Raw genomic sequence first — 17,492 nt, forward strand, 5'->3', positions numbered from 1 at the left:
CTCCTCAGCGTCGCCCACCCCTCACGTAGCGACTGCTACCAAGCCCAACTAAGCAAGCAGGAGCCGTGCTCAGCGCTGGTCCATCGCGAATGCGGCTTTCGGATGGGCGCCGAGCGACGCGTCTGCAACGACCGTTCCAGCCCGAACCAGGACCAAGGAGGAAACGGAAACTCATGACCAAGCCCCAGCGCGCCGACACACGGGCCCCTCGCGGAGGGCTGGCGGCGGAAACGAGGGTTGAGACCAGCCACACGACGGGTCCACTGCTGGTCGAGACGATCGTACTGGCGCTGCGCGACCAGCAGAATCGCGTAGCCAGAGTCCTCGAGGACCTGTCGGGCGACGAAGCTCTCGGCGTGGCCGCGCGCAAGATGCTGATCGATATCGGCCACTTCCCCGACTACGCGCCCGAACTTCTTTGGACCGCCGCCCAAGTGACCGGTCACCTGATCGAGAGCGCCCGAGTGTTCACCGGGCGGGTGAGGACGGTGCGGGCACAGAGAGGAGCGGTGCTTGCGGACTTCGACCCATACCGCAACGCCGGTCGGTGGGCTGGACAGGCGATCTGCCAGCTCCAAGAGCCGTTGGGTCAGGCACACAAGCAGTTGCTGAATGCGATTGAGTCATTGGACGAGCGAGCCCTTCTCATCCCAGCTGTCTGGGACGACGGAACACCGGTAACGCTCGGCGCTGTCGTTGGTTTCCTGCCGGGTCACGTCAGCGACCACGCGAGGCAGCTTGAGGCAATGCGGAACCTCTCTTCACGAGGATCCGACCGGCGGTGATGACAACCGGCGTTCATGGCAGCAGCGCCTAGCGCTGCCACGGCCACGGCAGGCCGGCGCAGCAAACCGCCACGGCAGCCCGGGCTCGTCGACATTGATGCAGCACAGCATGGAAACAAAGCGCAGTTCCCAAGGCCGAGATCAACCCACCGGGAGGTTCGGATGGCGCCCGTGATGGTGCTCGCGATCGCAGTGACGCTCTTGCGAATCCTAGGGACTCTGGGGGTGCCATGCCTCAAGTCCTGGGTGGTCTGCCTGCGAGGCGGACTTGCCGCCATGTTTCCCATGACCGGCGTCTCGCACTTCGTCGGTATGCGCGATGAAATGGTTCAGATGGTGCCACCAGCGCTGCCGGCGCCGGATTTGCTCGTCACGCTGACGGGCGTACTCGAGTTACTGGGAGCCGCGGGACTTCTCGTGCGCCGCACGTCTGGTTGGGCAGCGGCTGGACTGTTCGTCCTCCTGGTGGTGATGTTCCCAGCTAACATCCATGCTGCGCTCAACGGTTCTTCGGACGCAATGCCGTTGATGCCTCGCACATTGATACAGATGGTCTTCCTCGCAGCTACAGGGATGGTCGCGGCGACGCACCTGGCAGCGAGGAGAGAGGTTGCAACGCCTGCTCGATCGTAGTTCGCGACTTTGACAAAGGTGTCGAGCTTCCGCCTCTACATGTTCCGCAGCGATGGAGCGTGACCCCCGGTAGCCGGATCAGGCTCTGTCGGCCCGACGTAGTTGGTCGGTCGTACCCGTGGCTAGGGTGGCATGGCCAGTCATCAGGCTGGTCCAACTGAAGATCGGCTGGTGCACCCCTGGGGTGCACGGACCCGGGACAACGGGAGGCAACCGAAGGCAACGGGAGCCTGGGTCCACGCTCAGGACGGCGGTTCTCGCGAGACTGAGCGTCGGGTGCTTACGGTTCAACTCCCCCCTCGCGCACGTGTGCAAGTGAGACAAGGCCCCGGGTCATCGACCCGGGGCCTCGTCCGTTCGTGGGCAGGTTCTGTGCGGCCGGGCGGCGCCGAAATGCCCCGCGATGCTCTGTTGTCGCCGTGTGAACCTCCTGCCGTGTGCCTCTGGCCCTGCCATGGGCCGTCGTCAGGCACACGACCCTGCGTGACGATGCGTTCCAGGTGCGGCCGCGACGGACTGACATGCCGTCGTCTCCTGGCGGAAGGCGACTGACGCACCTGACCAGGCTGCTCCCATTCCGGCGGTGGATTCAGGCGGTGGGCGCAACAGCAGGTGGATCTGGCTGGTCCGACAGTAGTTTGTCGAGGGCTTCGGCGGGGGTGCGCCAGCCGAGTCGTTTGCGGGGGCGGTTGTTGAGCTCGGCGGCGACTTTGTCGAGGTAGCCCGGGCCCCACTGGGACAGGTCGGTGCCCTTGGGGAAGTACTGGCGGAGGAGCCCGTTGGTGTTCTCGTTGCTGCCCCGCTGCCAGGGCGAATGCGGGTCGCAGAAGTAGATGTCGAGCCCGGTGGCCTCGGCGATCTGGACGTGGCTGGCCATCTCGCTGCCCTGGTCCCAGGTCAGCGTGCGGCGCAGCTGATCGGGCAGCCCGCTCATCTTGACGACCATCGCCTCCGCGACCGTCTCGGCGGTGTGGTCGCCGGGCAGGTGCAGCAGCATCGTGAAGCCCGTGACCCGCTCGACCAGGGTTCCGATCGCCGAGCCGGACTCGGTCGACCCCAGGATCAGATCACCTTCCCAGTCACCCGGCACGGCGCGGTCCTCGACCTCGGGCGGGCGCTCACTGATGTTGATCATGCCCGGGATCCGGCCCCGCCGCTCATCGGGCTGCCGCCGCGGCTTGCGCAGGCTCCGACCGGTGCGAAGATGCCTGGTCAGCTCTCGTTTCAGGCCGCCGCGGCCCTGGACGTAGAGCGACTGGTAGATGGTCTCGTGCGACACCCACATCTCCGGCACATCTCCGGATCGTCGGGGAAGTCCTCACGCAGCCGGGCAGCGATCTGCTCGGGACTGTGATTCTTCTTCAACCGTGCCTGGACCTCTCGCCGCAACCGCAGGTTGGTGGCCAGCTTCGCCTCCTTGGGCCGCTTGGCGCGCTCGTCTGCATGCTCTTGAGCGACCGAGGCCAGGTACTCCGGACGGCGCCAGTTGTTCGGCCCCCGCGGCGTGCGGCGCAGCTCGCGGCTGATCGTGGCGCGATGCCGGCCAAGCTCTCGGGCGATCTCGGCCCCGGACATCTTCGCGGCACGGAGCACCGCGATCTTCTCGCGCTCTTCGAACGTCAGCCAGCGGGGCCTGCCCGCGGGCGCTGGTGGTGGCTTCACGCCCCCACGCTCACGGAACCCAGGACCGCCCTGTGGTGGTCGACACGCCAGCCACCGCGGCAGCCTCCTCGATCAACAACCCGGCACGAATCCCGTCCCAGAACACCCCTCGCACCACAAACGGCACACGCGGCATGCAACACCCCTCCATCACTCAGGTGTTGCGACCACCCCTTGAGGCCAAGGCAGATTTCACGACACTCAGGTCAGGTACGACGAAGCCCCTCGGTACCGCTCATCGTCCAGCAGTGAGTGCTGGGCCACTGAACACCGGCTGGTGCACCCCCGGGGTGCACGGACCCGAGGAAACGGGAGTCAACCGGAGGCAACGCGACGCCGGCCTCACGCTCCGGCCACCTGCGCTCGGGCTGCGCATCGCGGCGCACGCCGAGCGATCATGGGTCGCTGCTGCTGCGGCGTGCGGCGCGTACGACGGCGAGCGACGCGGCCAGTCCCAGGAGCAGGAACACGCCGGCCACGAACAGGGCGCCACGGGTGGCGGCGGCGAACCCGGTCGACAACGCGTCCACGACCGCCGGCGCCTGCTCACCCAACTGCCCCTGCGTGCCCTGGTCCCGCAGGCTGGAGATGACGTTGCCCGCGGACTCGCTGGTGGCGTTCGCCAGTTGGCTGACCTGACGGTCCGGGAGGTCCTGACCGTCGAGTGCGGCCGGGACGGTCGAGGCCAGGGCGACGGCCAGCGCCGCACCGACCAGGGCCGTGCCGAGGGCGGATCCGACCTGCCGGACCGTCGACTGCATGGCGGAGCCTTGTCCCGACTGCGCGGGCGGCACGTGTGCAAGCGTGGTGCTGGTCAGCTGCGCGGAGGCCAGGCCCAGCCCGACGCCGTACACGACCAGGACCGCGGCGAGCAGCCACGGCGAGACGGTGGGAGACACGGCGAGCGCGACCGCGGCGACACCCGTGATCTCCAGGACGAGTCCGATCACCACCACGAGTGGCGCCCCGACCCGGGCGGCGAGGTGGCGGGCCGACGCCCCGGACAGGAACGCCCCGATCGCCATGGCCGCGAGCACCAACCCGGCTCCCATGGTGGAGAGAGCCAGCACGTTCACCAGGAAGAGCGGCAGCACGAAGATGATGCCGAACTCGCCCACCGCGACCATGGTCGCCGCGACGTTGCCCCATCGGAACGTCGGGAGCCGGAACAACGCGAGGTCGAGCAGCGCGGAGCGACCCACGTGAGCGCGATGGCGCTCCCACATCACGAACAGGAGCAGCAGCAGGACGCCGACCCCGAGCAGTACGGGGACCGGCGAGACCGGTGCGGAGCTCGACCATGTCCAGCCGAAGACGTCCAGACCCGCCTTCGGCGCCCACCAGCCCAGGGTCTGGCCCTCGATGAGACCGAAGACCAACGCGCCGAAGCCCAGTCCGGACAGGAGCAGCCCGACCACGTCCAGGCCGGGCACCGTCACCCGCATGCGGGTCTCCGGGACCCACCAGAAGGCCGCGACCACGACGAGCACACCGATCGGCAGGTTGACCAGGAATATCCACGGCCACGTGAACGACGTGGTCAGCCACCCGCCCGCCAGTGGGCCGATCGCCGCCGCGCCGGAGATCACCGCACCCCAGACACCGAACGCGGCCGCCCGGTCCTTGCCCCGGAACGTGGCGTTCACTGTCGACAGCGTCGCGGGCAGGATCGCCGCGGCACCGAGGCCCTGGACCAGACGGCCACCGATCAGTGCACTCCCGGTGTCCGCCGCCGCCGACATCACGGAGCCGACGAGGAAGGCGACCACGCCCGCCACCAGCATCCGGCGCCGCCCGAGCCGGTCTCCCAGCCTTCCGGCCGACAGCAGAAGCCCCGCGAGGACCACGGCGTACGACGCGCTCACCCACTGCGCCTCGCTCAGGCTCAGACCCAGGTCAGCGACGATGTCCGGGATCGCCACCGCGACGATCGTGCCGTCGATGACGACCATCGACAGGGCCACCGACAGCACCACGAGGGCACGCCATCGGTTGGCGTGAGCCCGAGCGTCCACCTCGAGCTCGGACGCCTCGGACCCGTGATCGTGCGTCCGGCGGATGGTCGGATCGGTACTCATGCCCCATCCCGTCTACGGGAGTGGAAAGGTGTGCTCCGGAACGGTCCCACCCTGCCAGATCGGATCGTCCGAGGCTCGGCCACGACTTCCACCTTTCGGCCGATGACGTGCCTGCCGTGAGGTGCTGCCGCCCGTTGACTGCCATGCTGGACGGCAGGTGCCCGGCAGGCAGCCAGGGCACTGACGAGGAGGGCAGATGCTCGCGCTCGCGATCGTCGTCATCACACTGGCGTTGGTCTTCTACACGATCGGCGTCTGGTCCGAGCGCATCCAGGGGATCCTGAAACCCTGGCACGCCGTCGCCTTCGCCGCCGGCCTGCTGTGCGACGGCGCCGGGACCCTCCTGATGAGCCGGATCGCGGACGAGTCGGACGAACCCACCAGCGCGTTCAACACGGTCATGATCTGGACCGGCGGCCTGGCGATCGCACTGATGGCGATCCACCTCCTGTGGGCGATCGTCGTCCTGGTCCGGGACCGGGAGTCCGAGAAGGCCAGCTTCCACCGGTTCAGCATCGTCGTGTGGTCGATCTGGCTGGTGCCCTACGTCACCGGAGCCATCGGAGCGATGACGGCCGGCTAGGGCGACGGCGCCCCGACGTGCGGGCCGCGCCCGTCGTTCCGGCGTTCAGCCCTCCACCACGGCCTCGACGGTCTCGGCGATCTCGCGCTCGACCACCGCTCATCGGCTCAGGTAGCCGCCGTCGATCGGCAGGTAGGCACCGTTCACGAAGGACCAGGCGTCCGAGGAGATCGACGCCACGACCTCGCCGACCTCGATCGGCTCGCCCATCCGGCCGACCGGGTGCGCGGCGTCGAGGGCGGCGCGGGTCTCGTCGTCGAAGATCGCCTCGAGGCCGGTCTTGATGAACGCAGGCCCGACCGCGACCGCGCGGATGCCCTGTGCGGCGTAGTCGACGGCGATCTGGCGGGTCAGGCCCACGACCGCGTGCTTCGCCGCGACGTACGGCGCCAGGCCGGGGAAGCCGACCTGGCCGAGGATCGAGGCCACGTTGACGATCACGCCGCCACCGCGCGCGAGCATCGCCGGGATCTGCGCTTGGACGCCGTGGAAGACGCCGTCCAGGTCGACGGAGAGCGTCCGGCGCCAGACGTCGAGCGGCACCTCCGCGACCGGGTGCGCGGGTGGCGCGATGCCGGCGTTGTTGCAGGCGATGTCCAGCCCGCCGTACGTCGTCCGGGCGAAATCGACCAGCCGCTCGGAGTCCTCGGGCACGGTCACGTCCGCGTGGCAGGCGGCGGCGACACCGCCGTCGGCCGCGATCAGGCGGACGGTCTCCGCCGCGGCGTCGTCGGCGATGTCGGCGACCACGACTCTGGCGCCGCGCCGGGCGTAGCTGGACGCGATCGCGCGACCCAGACCGGCGCCGGCTCCGGTGACGACGGCGACCTTCCCGTCGAGTGACATGTGCATGTTCCCTTCGTCGGAGTGCGGGGGTGGATCAGCGCAGGCCCAGCAGGCGCAGGGCGTTCTCCTTGAGCACGAGCGGCCGGACCTCCGGCTTGATCTCCAGCTCGTCGAAGGCCGCCATCCACCGGTCCGGGTTGATCACGGGGTAGTCGGAGCCGAAGAGCACCTTGTGCTTGAGCAGGCTGTTGGCCTGGCGCACCAGCTGCGGCGGGAAGTACTTCGGCGACCAGCCCGACAGGTCGATGAAGACGTTCGCCTTGTGCGTCGCGATCGAGATCGCGGAGTCGACCCACGGCACCGACGGGTGCGCCATCACGATCTGCAGGTGCGGGAAGTCGGCGGCGACGTCGTCGAGCAGCATCGGGTCCGAGAGCCGCAGCTTGATGCCGCGCCCGCCCGGCAGCCCGCTGCCGATGCCGGTCTGGCCGGTGTGGAAGAGCGCGACCACGCCGAGCTCCTGCAGCACGTCGTAGATCGGGTAGTACGCCGGGTCGTTGGGCGTGAACGCCTGGATGCTCGGGTGGAACTTGAAGCCCCGCACGCCGTACTCCGTCACCAGCCGCCGCGCCCGCGCCGCCGCGTCGGGCGCGTGCGGGTCGACCGACCCGAAGGGGATCAGCACGTCGTGGTGCGCGGCCGCGGTCTTCGCGATCTCCTCGCTGGAGAGTCCCGGGTGGCCCAGGCCGGTGGTGGCGTCGACGGTGAACACGACCGCGGCCATGCTGCGCTCGCGGTAGTACGCCGCGAGCTGTTCGACCGTGGGCGTGCGGTTGTCGTCGGAGCGGAAGTACTTCGCCGACGCGTCGAGCAGCTCGTCGTCCAGCGCGAAGTGGTCGTGGCCGTCGGCCTCGACGTGGGTGTGGACGTCGAGCGCGACGATCGCGTCGACGTCGATGGCGGGCTCGTAGCGGGTGGTCATGACACCTTCCTCGTGTCTCGGGCCCCGGCGCCTCGGGAGCGCGCGTAGGCGACGTACTCGGCCAGGGCGGCGGGGTCGGCGAGCGCGTCGGGGCGCGCGACCTCCTCGGCTGCCTGGCCCTGGAGGATCCGCTTGATCGGCACCTCGAGCTTCTTGCCGGTGCGGGTGAGCGGCACCGCCGACACCGGCACGATCGTGTCCGGCACGTGCCGCGGGGAGAGCGACGCGCGGATCGCCCCGCGCAGCGTCCGCTCCAGGCCGGCGTCGTACGTCGTGCCGGGGTCGGTCACCACGAAGAGGATCAGCTCCCCGGTGCCGCCGTCGGGCGACTCCAGGTGCACGACGAGGCTGTCGGCGACGCCGGGCAGCTCCTCGACCACGCGGTAGAACTCGGCGGTTCCGAGTCGGACGCCGCCGCGGTTGAGGGTCGCATCGGAGCGCCCGGTGATCACGCAGCCGCCCGACTCGCGGAACCGGATCCAGTCGCCGTGCCGCCAGACGCCGGGGAACTCCTCGAAGTACGCCGCTCGGTAGCGCGCGCCGTCGTCGTCGCCCCAGAAGGCGACCGGCATCGACGGCATCGGCTGCCGGATCACCAGCTCGCCGAGCTCGCCCACGACGACCTCCCCGTCGGGAGAGAACGCGACGACGTCGACGCCCAGGCTGGGCCCCGACATCTCGCCCTCCCAGACCGGCTGCCAGGGGCTGCCCTGCACCAGGCCGGTGCACACGTCGGTGCCGCCGCTGCCGACGTTGAGCAGCACGCCGTCGCCGAACTGGTCGTGGATCCAGCGGTAGCCCTCGGGCGGCAGCGGGCTGCCGGCAGCGCCGAGCTGGCGGACCGAGGCCAGGTCGAACTCGCGTCCGGGCTCGATGCCCTCCTTGCGCGAGGCCATCACGTAGCCGGGGCTGACCCCCATCAGCGTCGGCCGGGTCTCCTCGGCCAGCCGCCACTGCGCGCGGGCGTCCGGGTAGGCCGGGTTGCCGTCGATCATCACGATCGAGGCGCGGGCCAGCAGGCTGGAGACCAGGACGTTCCACATCATCCAGGCGGTGGTGGTGAACCACAGCATCCGGTCGCCCGGACCCAGGTCGTAGTGCAGCAGCCCGGTCTTGAGGTGCTCGAGCAGCACGCCGCCGTGGCCGTGCACGATCGCCTTCGGCGCGCCGGTGGTGCCGGAGGTGAAGAGCACGCAGAGCGGGTGGTCGAAGGGCACCGGCTCGAACGTCAGCTCCTCGCTCGGAGCGGAGGCCAGCAGCGAGGCCCAGTCCGGTACGCCGGGCAGCGGGTGCTCGCCGTACGCCACGCCGATCAGGTGCTCCACGCTGGGCAGCCCCTCGGCGATCCGGCGCACCTCCTCGCGGCGGTCGACGACCTTGTCGCCGTACACGTACCCGGGGATGGCGAGCAGCACCTTCGGCTCGATCTGGCCGAAGCGCTCGAGCACGCTCGGCGCGCCGAACTCCGGGGCGCAGCTCGCCCAGACCGCACCGAGGCTGGCGGTGGCGAGGAACGCCACCAGCGTCTCGGGGATGTTCGGCAGGTAGGCGACCACCCGGTCGCCGCGGCCGACGCCGAGCGAGCGCAGCACAGCGCGGGCGCGAGCGACCTGGTCGGCGAGCTCACCGAAGGTGAGCTCGACCGGCGGGCGGGTCTGCGAGTGCGCGACCACGGCGACGGAGTCGGCGTCCTCGGGGAGGCCCAGGGCGTGCTCGGCGTAGTTGAGCAGCGCGCCGGGGAACCACTCCGCGCCGGGCATCGACCGCGAGCCGAGCACCCGGTCGTAGCCGCGGTGCGCGCGGATCCCGCCGAACTCCCAGATCGAGGACCAGAAGCCCTCCGGGTCGTCGACCGACCACCGCCACAGGGTGCGCCAGTCCGCGATCTCGAGGCCGCGGTGCTCCCGCAGCCAGCCGACGTAGCGGCCCAGCTGGGTCGTGTCGAGTACGTCGTCGGGCGGGGTCGTGAGCAGCGGTGGACCGTCAGCCATGCTGGTGCCCGTCGGTCGGGACCGAGCCCGAGCCGGCGATCGTCCCGGTGATCCAGGAGACGACGGAGGCGCCGGTGTCGAAGGCGGGCTTGCGCTCGACGGTGCTCCACACGGTCTCGGGGCGGCACTGCAGCAGGACCAGGTTCTCGCCCGCGGCGAGGTCCTCGTCGACGGCGAACTCGATGTCCTGCGGGCAGCCGTTCATCCGCTCGACCTGCTTGGCCAGGGTCGCCAGCGCGACCACCTCGTCGTCGCCGAGGCAGAGCACGTCGCGGCGCTCGGCGGGCACCTCGACCGAGGCGTGGCCGGTGCGGTACTCCACGTGCTTGGAGCTGACGACCCGCTCGGCGATCGCGAGCCCCACCTTGGCGACGGTGAAGCGGTCCGGGTTGACCTCGCCGCCGACGACGGCCAGGCCCAGGCCCCAGCTCGCCTCCAGCACGATCCGGGACCGGTCGCCGGTGATCGGGTCGAGGGTGAACATCACGCCGGCCGCGCGGGCCCGCACGGTCTTCTGGACGACGACCGCCATGTCCACGGTCGCCAGGTCGATCCCGCGCTCCAGCGCGTAGGCGAGCACCCGCCCGGTGAAGACGCTGACGTAGCAGCGGTGCACGTGCCGGAGCACCTCGTCGGCCCCGACCACGTCGACCCAGGTCTCGAACTCGCCGGCGAAGCTGTCGGCGGCGGAGTCCTCCGCGGTGGCGCTCGAGCGCACCGCGACCGGCACGTCGGCCATGCCGACCCGGGCGCAGAGCGCGGCGTACTGCTCGCGGACCTGCACGGCCACGGCCGCCGGCAGGGGTGCTTCGGCGAGCCGCTGCGCGATCGCCCGCTCCGCCACGTCGTACGACGCGTGGTCGCCGTCGCGGACCGGGGCCAGCAGCGCCTCGATGTCGGCACGCAGGCCGTCGGTGTCGAGGTACTCCCGGTAGGCGCTCGCCGTGACGACGAAGCCCGGTGCGACCGGCAGCCCGGCCGCCGTCATCTCGGCGAGCCCGGCGCCCTTGCCGCCGACCTCGGCGACGAGGCGGGCCCGCTCGTGGGTGAAGTCCAGGGTGTAGTCGAGCGAGGACTCGGTCATCACGCTCATGCCTCCGCTCCCGCGGTGTCGTCGAGCAGGGTCACGGTGCCGGCGTTGCCGTCGACGCGGACCTGCTGGCCGGTGGTCAGGCGGGCGGTCGCGAAGCCGGTGCCCACCACGGCGGGGATGCCGTACTCGCGGCAGACGATGGCGGCGTGCGACATCATCCCGCCGATGTCGGTGATCACGCCGGTGGCGACGGAGAACGCCGCCGCCCAGGACGGCGCGGTGATCGGCGCGACCAGGATCTCGCCCTGCTGCAGCTCGGCCAGGTCCTTCTCCGAGCGGAGCACGCGCACCGGCCCCTCGACCACGCCCGGGCCGCCGGGGATGCCGCTGAAGGAGTCGCCCTCGTCGCTGCCCGCGCCCAGCCAGTCGCGGACCCGCTCGGTGGTGACGCCGTAGTTCATCACGGCGAACGGGTCGGTGACCTCGGCCGGCGGCACGCCGTACGCCGGCGGGGCGCCCTGCGCCTGGAGCGCGGCCATGATGCCGCGGCGCCGCCGCACCTCGGCCGCCCAGCGCTGTTTGCCGCGCGCCGGGACGCCGATCGCCCAGGACTCCACGACGTCGAAGAGCACCTGGTCGAGCTCGAACCGGTTGATGTAGAAGATGTCGTCGTGCTGCTCGGTGAAGCCGGCGGCGAGCAGGAAGTCGCCGAGCTCGTGGACCTTCTGCCAGAACACCGAGTGGGTCCAGTGCTCGACGTAGATGTTGTGCTCCTCGATGAACGGGAACACCTTGCGGGACAGGCCGATCAGCTCGTCGAACTGCGCCGCCTCCTCGGGCGTGAGCAGCGAGCGGTACTCGTCGACGAGCTCGTCGCGCTCCGCGCGCAGCCGCTCGACGGGTCGGGAGATGTCCTCGCCGGCGGCCAGCCGCGCGGCGTACCGGGCGATGTTGCGCAGCGGGATCGACGGGTCGCTGATCCAGGTGTCCTGGTCGTGGGTGAAGCCGTACTCCGCGAAGTAGTTGAACCACGGGTCGCGGGCCACCTCGAGCTCCTTGAGCCAGGTGCGGCCGGCGTCCGACTCGCCCATCGCCGCGACGACGGCGTCGGGGTCGTCGCCGGCGAGCAGGTGGTCGACCTTCAGCTCGACCGCCAGCGCGGCCAGCCGGCGCAGCTCGTCGTCGGGCCGGAAGGCGAGGACGTCGACGCCCGCGACCATCCGGGCGATCTCCTGGTCGCTGATGCTCGGGAAGACCGACTTGCAGAACTGGAAGAAGACGATGTAGCCGCCGTACCCGAGGTTCAGGAACTCGAAGTGGTACTGCCAGACCAGGAAGAACTCGTCGATCAGCCGGTGGTACTCCGCGATGATGTCCCACGACGTCGAGCGGCCGCGGCCCTCGGTGACGACCTCGATCGGGTCCAGCTCGCCCAGCGGCGGGAAGGAGATCGTCTTCATGGAGGCGACGGCGGCCTCCATCTTGGTCTTCCAGCGTCCGTAGAGCTCGTCCCAGTTCTGGTAGTAGTAGCCGGCCCGCTCCTGGAACAGCGCCGCGCGGCGGCCGATCTCCTCGGGGTCGGTGACTGCGATGGGGGAGATGTAGACGTAGCCGTTCATCATCCGCACGTCGAGGCCGAGGGCGGTCGGCAGGACGAAGATGCGGGTGCTGTTCTGGCCGGCGCCGAGGTAGACCGCCTCCGCGCCGATGCTGTCGAAGGGATGCGCGCCGCGCGCCCAGTGCATGGTGTCGGCGAACCAGAACTGGCCGTTCTCCTGCTCGCGGGTCTCCTCGCTGGGGACCAGGAAGTAGGGGTACATCGACTCCCAGCCCTCCGCACCGGCGGGTGGCGCGACCTCGTTGAAGAAGGGGAAGCGGTCGGGTGCGGTCATGAGAGGACTCCTGGGGTTCGGTCCGAGACGGGGGCGCTGTCGGGGGTTCGCGAGAGCAGGTGGTGCAGAGCGGCCACGTCGGGCAGCACATGGTCGGGACGACGTACGTCGGGCAGGGCGGCGACCGCGTCGGCGGTGAGGGCGCCGCTGAGCACGGTGACCGCCTGGGCGCCGATGGCGCGGGCGAGCTCGATCTCGGCGGTCGCGTCGCCGACGACCGCGATCCGCTCGGCGGGTACGCCGAGCCGGTGCCGCAGCGCCTCGGCGAGTACCGGCGACGGCTTGCCGGTCACCTCGGCCCCCGCGCCCGTCGCCCATGCGATGGCGGCCGCCATCACCGCGGAGATCGCGATGCTGCGGCCCACGCCGCCGTGGAACCACGGCTGGTTCTGGGACACGTAGAGCGGCGCGCCGGCCTCGATGGCGAGGCAGGCCGCGTTGAGCGCGGCGTGCGTGTAGCTGGGCGCGGCGCCGACCAGCACGGCCGCGCACTCGCCCGGGTCGCGCAGGCCGTCGGCCTCGACCACCTCGAGGCCGCGTTCGCGCAGCGGCACGGTGATGCCCGGCCCGCCGACCGCGACCACCCGACCGCCCGGGTGGGCGGCGGCGATGTGGTCGGCGCCGGCGCTGCCCGCGGTGACGAAGTCCTCGTCGGCGACGGGCAGGCCGATCTCGCGCAGGTGCGCGGCGTACGCCGCGGGCGGGAGCTCCGAGGCGTTGGTGCAGACCACGACCCGGTGTCCGCGCTCGGCGAGCCCGGTGAGCAGCTCGGCCGCGCCCGGGATCGGCGTACCGCCCGTGCCGCCGGCGCGCGAGGTGCGGACCAGGCAGCCGTCGACGTCGAGGATCCAGCCCTCGACCCCGGTGAGCCGGGACAGGCCGGTCACGACGCCGCTCCCTGGTCGGCGGGGACGTCGCGGGTGAGCGTGAGCGCGGTGCCGTCCTGGGTGAGGTCGATCGTGGTCCGGCCCGGGCGGGCGCCGGCCATCCCGGCGAGCGCGGTCGCGAGGGTGCTGGCCGGGCCGGTGCCCCGGGCGGCGATCATCGCGTCGACCTGGTTGGCCGGCATCACCGCACGGAGCAGCAGCTCCTCGTCGCTGAGGGTGTGGCCGAACCGCCGGCGCAGGTCCTCGATCGTGATGTCCTGGTCCGGCGCCTGCGTGGCGCGGGAGGTCGCCATCGCGCGGTCCATCAGGTCCTGGTCGACCGGCCCGGGCAGCGGACCGAAGTCGCCGCGGAGCAGGTCGACGACCTCGTCGGAGAGCTGCCGGTAGCGCTCGCCGCCGATCACGTTCAGCGTCGCCTGGGTGACGATGTACTGCGCGAACGGGGTCATCACGATCGGCCAGCCGAGGTCCTCGCGGACCTGCACCGACTCCTCGATCACCGCGTCGAAGAGGTCGGCCTTGCCGATCTCCGCGAGCTGGCGCCGGGTGGTCGACTGCACGCCGCCGGGGATGGTGTGGCGGTAGTACTCCTCGTCGTACTCGTTGGGGGTGCCGATCGGCAGGCCCTTGATGCGCGCCTGCCGCATCAGGTACGCCGACGCGTCGGCCATCGCCTCGACGTCCACGTGGGTCCGGTAGCCGCGCGCGTGCAGGTTCTTGACCAGTCGCGGGCCCGGCGGGTGCGAGCCGCCGTTGGCCAGCGGGGGCAGCGCGCAGTGGATCGTGTCGACGCCGACGTCCGCGGCGGCGAGCACCGTGAGCGGCGAGATGCCGGTCGTGGTGTGGCTGTGGATCTCGTCGACCCGGAGCCGGTCGAGCCGCGCCTGCAGGGTGGGCACCAGGTGCGAGACCCGCTCGGGGGTGAGCAGGCCGGCCGGGTCCTTGAGGTAGACCGAGTCGATCTCCGGGCAGTCGTCGAGCTCGGCGACCTTGTCGGCGAAGTAGTCGTCGGTGTGCACCGGACTGGTCGTGTAGCAGACCCCGCCCACGACCTCCTCGAAGCCGACCCGCTTGGCGAGCGCGGCGGTGCGCTTCGCGCCGTCCATGTCGTGCATCGGGTCGATCACCCAGAGCCGCGTCACGCCGTTGCGGGCGAGCAGTCGGAAGGCGAGCTCGAAGATCGCGTCGGGGGTGCGGTAGAAGGTGATGAACCGCTTGCCGGTGGTGAGGAAGCCGAGCTGGGTGTTCGGCATCAGGTCGCGCGCCGTGCGCAGCCGCTCCCAGGGGTCCTCGCGGTGATAGCGGACGGCGGTCGCGAGCATCGTGCTCGACGCGATCTCGACGGTGCGGTAGCCGACCCGGTCGAGCAGCGGCGCGACGCCGCGGACCATCCGGGTGGTGACGCCGGTGGCGCCCCACAGCGACTGGTTGCCGTCGCGCAGCGAGACGTCGACGAGCTGGACGTCCTTCATGCGGTGACCTCCTGATCGGTGACGATCGGCTCCAGCCAGTGGGTCGTGACCGACCCGTCCTGGAACTCGGGATGGGCGAGGATCCGCCGATGCAGCTCGCGCGAGGTGGCGAGCCCCTCGATCTCGAAGCGGTCGAGCGCCTCGCGCATCGTGGCGATCGCCGCGGGCCGGTCGGGGCCCCACGCGATCAGCTTGGCCATCAGCGCGTCGTAGTACGGCGGGAACCGGTAGCCCTCGTAGACGTGCGTGTCGAGCCGGAGCCCGCGGCCGACCGGCGGCCGCCAGCGGGTGACCGGGCCGGGGGAGGGGGCCAGGCCGCGGGCCGGGTCCTGGGCAGTGATCCGGCACTCGACCGCGTGGCCCTCCAGCCGGATGTCCTCCTGGCGCAGGGTGAGCTCCTCGCCGAGCGCCACCAGCAGCTGCTCGCGGACCAGGTCGACGCCGGTGACCGCTTCGGTGACCGGGTGCTCGACCTGGAGCCGCGGGTTGACCTCGAGGAAGCTCACCTGGCGGCGCTGGACGTCGTACAGGAACTCGACGGTGCCGAGCCCGACGTACTGCAGGGAGGAGGCGATGCGCAGCGCGCTGTCGTGCAGCAGCTCGCGGGTGGCCTGGTCGATCGCCGCGCAGGGCGCCTCCTCGACCACCTTCTGGTAGCGGTACTGCACCGAGCACTCGCGCTCGCCGAGGTGGAGGTAGTGGCCGTGCCGGTCGCCGAGCACCTGCACCTCGATGTGCTTGGCGTCGGTGACGTAGCGCTCCAGGAAGACGGTCCCGTCGCCGAAGGCGGCGCTCGCCTCGGAGGAGGCGACCCGCCAGGCGTCGAGCAGCTCGGCGCGGCCGTGCACGAGCTTCATGCCGCGCCCACCACCGCCGAAGGCGGCCTTGACCAGGATCGGGTAGCCGATCTCGGCCGCCAGCGCGTCGATCTCGGCCTCGGTCTCGGCCGTGCCGCCGGGAGCGACGGGTACGCCGAGCGACTCGGCGAGCGCGCGGGCCTTGAGCTTGTCGCCGAGCGCGTCGAGCGCCTCCGGCGACGGGCCGACGAAGGTGATGCCGTTCTCGGCGCACAGCCGGGCCAGCTCGGGCCGCTCGGAGAGGAAGCCGTAGCCGGGGTGCAGCGCCGTGCATCCGGTCGCGATCGCGGCGTGCACGACGGCGGGCAGCAGCAGGTAGCTGTCGGTGGAGCGCGCCCCGCCGAGCGTCAGCACCCGGCCGGCGCGCCTGGCCGCGAGGGTGTCGCGGTCGGCCGCCGAGACGCCGAGGACCGTCTCGAAGCCGAGCCGGTCGCAGGCCTCGATGATCCGGACCGCGATCTCGCCGCGGTTGGCGACGAAGACGCGATGGGTCACGGCACGACCCGGAGCACGAACAGCGGCTGACCGGCCTCGACCAGCTGGCCGTCCTCGACCAGGACCCGGGTGACCTCGCCCTCGGCGCCGGCCTGGATCGAGCTCATCAGCTTCATCACCTCGACGATGCCGACCGTCGTGTCCGCGCCGACCTTGGTGCCGACCTCGACGAACGGCGGCTCGCCGGGCTTGGGTGCCCGGTAGAAGGTGCCCAGCATCGGGGTGGTCACATGCACCTCGTCGGCGCCGAGCTCGGAGGACGCCGGGCCGGGCTGGACCTCCTGCACCACCGGGGCTGCGACGGGGACCGTTACCGGAGAGGGCGCGGGCGCCGCGGGCGTCGTACCGCCGTCGTCGATCGGCACGCCCCGGCTCACCACCAGGCTGAAGTCACCCTGCTGGATCCGGAGCTGGGTGAAGTCGGCGTCGGCCAGCAGCTCCATGACGGCTGCCAGCTCCTCCAGGTCGAGGCCCATGGGCGATCTCCTCCCGTGTGTTGGCTGTCACAAGGGAGTATTCGCCTCTCGGCAACGAGCGATCTACACCATTCTGTCTAGCAGAAACCTCCCGCGGTGCTCAGCGCACCGGACGGGCCGCGGGTGCGGCGCCGAGCCGGCTTCCGGTCAGCGCCGCGGCCTCGCCCAGCGCGTCGAGGTAGCCGGTGACCTGGCGGCGGTCGAAGCGTGCCGAGGGCACGGCGAGGGTGAGCGCAGCCACCGGGTGCCCACTCGGGTCCGTCACGACGACGCCGATGCCGCTGACGGCGTCCTCGGTCTCGTCCTGGTTGACGCCGTAGCCGCAGCGGCGCACGCCTTGGAGGTGCCGGCGCAGGTCGCCGGTGGTGGTGATGGAAGCGGTCGGCCACAGCGGGAGGCCCTGGGCGTAGAGCTGGTCGAACGCGGGCCCGTCGAGCCGGGCGAGCAGCGCCTTCCCGCCCGCCGAGCAGTGTGCCGGGATGCGGTCGCCGATCCGGACCGCGACCCGCAGCGGCCGGGTGCTCTCGACCCCGTCGAGGAACTGGATGTCGGTGCCGCGCCGGATCATCAGCTGGCTGCTCTCGTCGGTGCGGTCGTGCAGCAGCTCGAGCGCGGGACGGGCCGCCACCGTGAGCTCCTCGGGGGTGAACGCCTCGTCCTCGCCGCTCAGTGCCGGGCCGGCGCGGTAGCCACGGTCGTCGACCTGCCGGGCGAACTCGCGGTAGCGGAGGGCGTTGAGCAGCCGGTGCGCGGTGGACGGCGCGACACCCAGCATCTCGGCGGCGGCCTTGACCGTCAGCGTCCGCCCGTCGCGCAGCGCCTCGATCAGCTGGAGGGCACGGTCGACGGACTCCAGTGGTGGGCGGCCGTCGTCACGCAT

General features: G+C 71.2%; 14 protein-coding genes and 1 pseudogene. 3 read left to right on the forward strand and 12 right to left on the reverse strand.

What is annotated here, in order from left to right; all coding sequences use genetic code 11:
- Positions 1 to 173: 173 nt before the first annotated feature.
- On the forward strand, positions 174 to 785 hold the full coding sequence (locus KM427_RS01145; protein ID WP_215525973.1) for a DinB family protein: 612 nt from the start codon (positions 174 to 176) through the stop codon (positions 783 to 785).
- A gap of 285 nt (positions 786 to 1,070) precedes the next feature.
- On the forward strand, positions 1,071 to 1,418 hold the full coding sequence (locus KM427_RS01150; protein WP_215525974.1) for a DoxX family protein: 348 nt from the start codon (positions 1,071 to 1,073) through the stop codon (positions 1,416 to 1,418).
- A gap of 589 nt (positions 1,419 to 2,007) precedes the next feature.
- Here the strand turns inward: KM427_RS01150 and KM427_RS01155 are convergent.
- A pseudogene (locus tag KM427_RS01155) lies at positions 2,008 to 3,231 on the reverse strand (IS30 family transposase).
- Between the two features lie 244 nt (positions 3,232 to 3,475).
- Positions 3,476 to 5,158 (reverse strand): DHA2 family efflux MFS transporter permease subunit, encoded by a 1,683-nt coding sequence (locus tag KM427_RS01160; protein ID WP_215525975.1) that lies wholly within the window; start codon positions 5,156 to 5,158, stop codon positions 3,476 to 3,478.
- A gap of 196 nt (positions 5,159 to 5,354) precedes the next feature.
- Here KM427_RS01160 and KM427_RS01165 point away from each other — a divergent pair, with 196 nt between their 5' ends.
- Positions 5,355 to 5,741: an HsmA family protein gene (locus tag KM427_RS01165; RefSeq protein ID WP_215525976.1), complete on the forward strand. Its 387-nt coding sequence runs from the start codon at positions 5,355 to 5,357 to the stop codon at positions 5,739 to 5,741.
- Positions 5,742 to 5,840: 99 nt separating this feature from the next.
- On the opposite strand, the gene KM427_RS01170 is transcribed toward KM427_RS01165, so the two are convergent.
- The 10 genes from KM427_RS01170 to KM427_RS01215 all read right to left on the reverse strand — a co-directional run bounded on the left by KM427_RS01170 (position 5,841) and on the right by KM427_RS01215 (position 17,492).
- Positions 5,841 to 6,593 (reverse strand): SDR family NAD(P)-dependent oxidoreductase, encoded by a 753-nt coding sequence (locus KM427_RS01170; protein ID WP_215525977.1) that lies wholly within the window; start codon positions 6,591 to 6,593, stop codon positions 5,841 to 5,843.
- 28 nt (positions 6,594 to 6,621) lie between these two features.
- Positions 6,622 to 7,509, reverse strand: a complete 888-nt coding sequence (locus KM427_RS01175; protein WP_215525978.1) for an amidohydrolase family protein — start codon at positions 7,507 to 7,509, stop codon at positions 6,622 to 6,624.
- The gene (locus tag KM427_RS01180; RefSeq protein WP_215525979.1) at positions 7,506 to 9,500 is read right to left on the reverse strand and encodes an acetoacetate--CoA ligase; all 1,995 of its coding nucleotides are present in this window, start codon (positions 9,498 to 9,500) and stop codon (positions 7,506 to 7,508) included. The genes KM427_RS01175 and KM427_RS01180 overlap by 4 nt, the downstream gene beginning before the upstream one ends.
- Complete coding sequence (locus KM427_RS01185; RefSeq protein WP_215525980.1) at positions 9,493 to 10,593, reverse strand: PEP/pyruvate-binding domain-containing protein; 1,101 nt, start codon at positions 10,591 to 10,593, stop codon at positions 9,493 to 9,495. Before KM427_RS01185 ends, KM427_RS01180 begins: the two co-directional genes overlap by 8 nt.
- Positions 10,590 to 12,425, reverse strand: coding sequence for a PEP-utilizing enzyme (locus KM427_RS01190; RefSeq protein ID WP_215525981.1), 1,836 nt, complete (start codon positions 12,423 to 12,425; stop codon positions 10,590 to 10,592). The genes KM427_RS01185 and KM427_RS01190 overlap by 4 nt, the downstream gene beginning before the upstream one ends.
- Positions 12,422 to 13,312 carry an HAD-IIA family hydrolase gene (locus tag KM427_RS01195; protein WP_215525982.1) on the reverse strand — a complete coding sequence of 297 codons (891 nt, stop codon included), beginning with the start codon at positions 13,310 to 13,312 and terminating at the stop codon, positions 12,422 to 12,424. Before KM427_RS01195 ends, KM427_RS01190 begins: the two co-directional genes overlap by 4 nt.
- On the reverse strand, positions 13,309 to 14,784 hold the full coding sequence (locus KM427_RS01200; protein WP_215525983.1) for a hypothetical protein: 1,476 nt from the start codon (positions 14,782 to 14,784) through the stop codon (positions 13,309 to 13,311). The genes KM427_RS01195 and KM427_RS01200 overlap by 4 nt, the downstream gene beginning before the upstream one ends.
- The gene (locus KM427_RS01205; RefSeq protein WP_183595637.1) at positions 14,781 to 16,136 is read right to left on the reverse strand and encodes an acetyl-CoA carboxylase biotin carboxylase subunit; all 1,356 of its coding nucleotides are present in this window, start codon (positions 16,134 to 16,136) and stop codon (positions 14,781 to 14,783) included. Before KM427_RS01205 ends, KM427_RS01200 begins: the two co-directional genes overlap by 4 nt.
- On the reverse strand, positions 16,133 to 16,612 hold the full coding sequence (gene accB, locus KM427_RS01210) for an acetyl-CoA carboxylase biotin carboxyl carrier protein (protein WP_183595638.1): 480 nt from the start codon (positions 16,610 to 16,612) through the stop codon (positions 16,133 to 16,135). Before accB ends, KM427_RS01205 begins: the two co-directional genes overlap by 4 nt.
- Positions 16,613 to 16,712: 100 nt before the next feature.
- The gene (locus KM427_RS01215) at positions 16,713 to 17,492 is read right to left on the reverse strand and encodes an IclR family transcriptional regulator (RefSeq protein ID WP_215525984.1); all 780 of its coding nucleotides are present in this window, start codon (positions 17,490 to 17,492) and stop codon (positions 16,713 to 16,715) included.

Source organism: Nocardioides sp. LMS-CY (assembly GCF_018732145.1).
GTDB classification, from domain to species: Bacteria; Actinomycetota; Actinomycetes; order Propionibacteriales; family Nocardioidaceae; genus Nocardioides; species Nocardioides soli.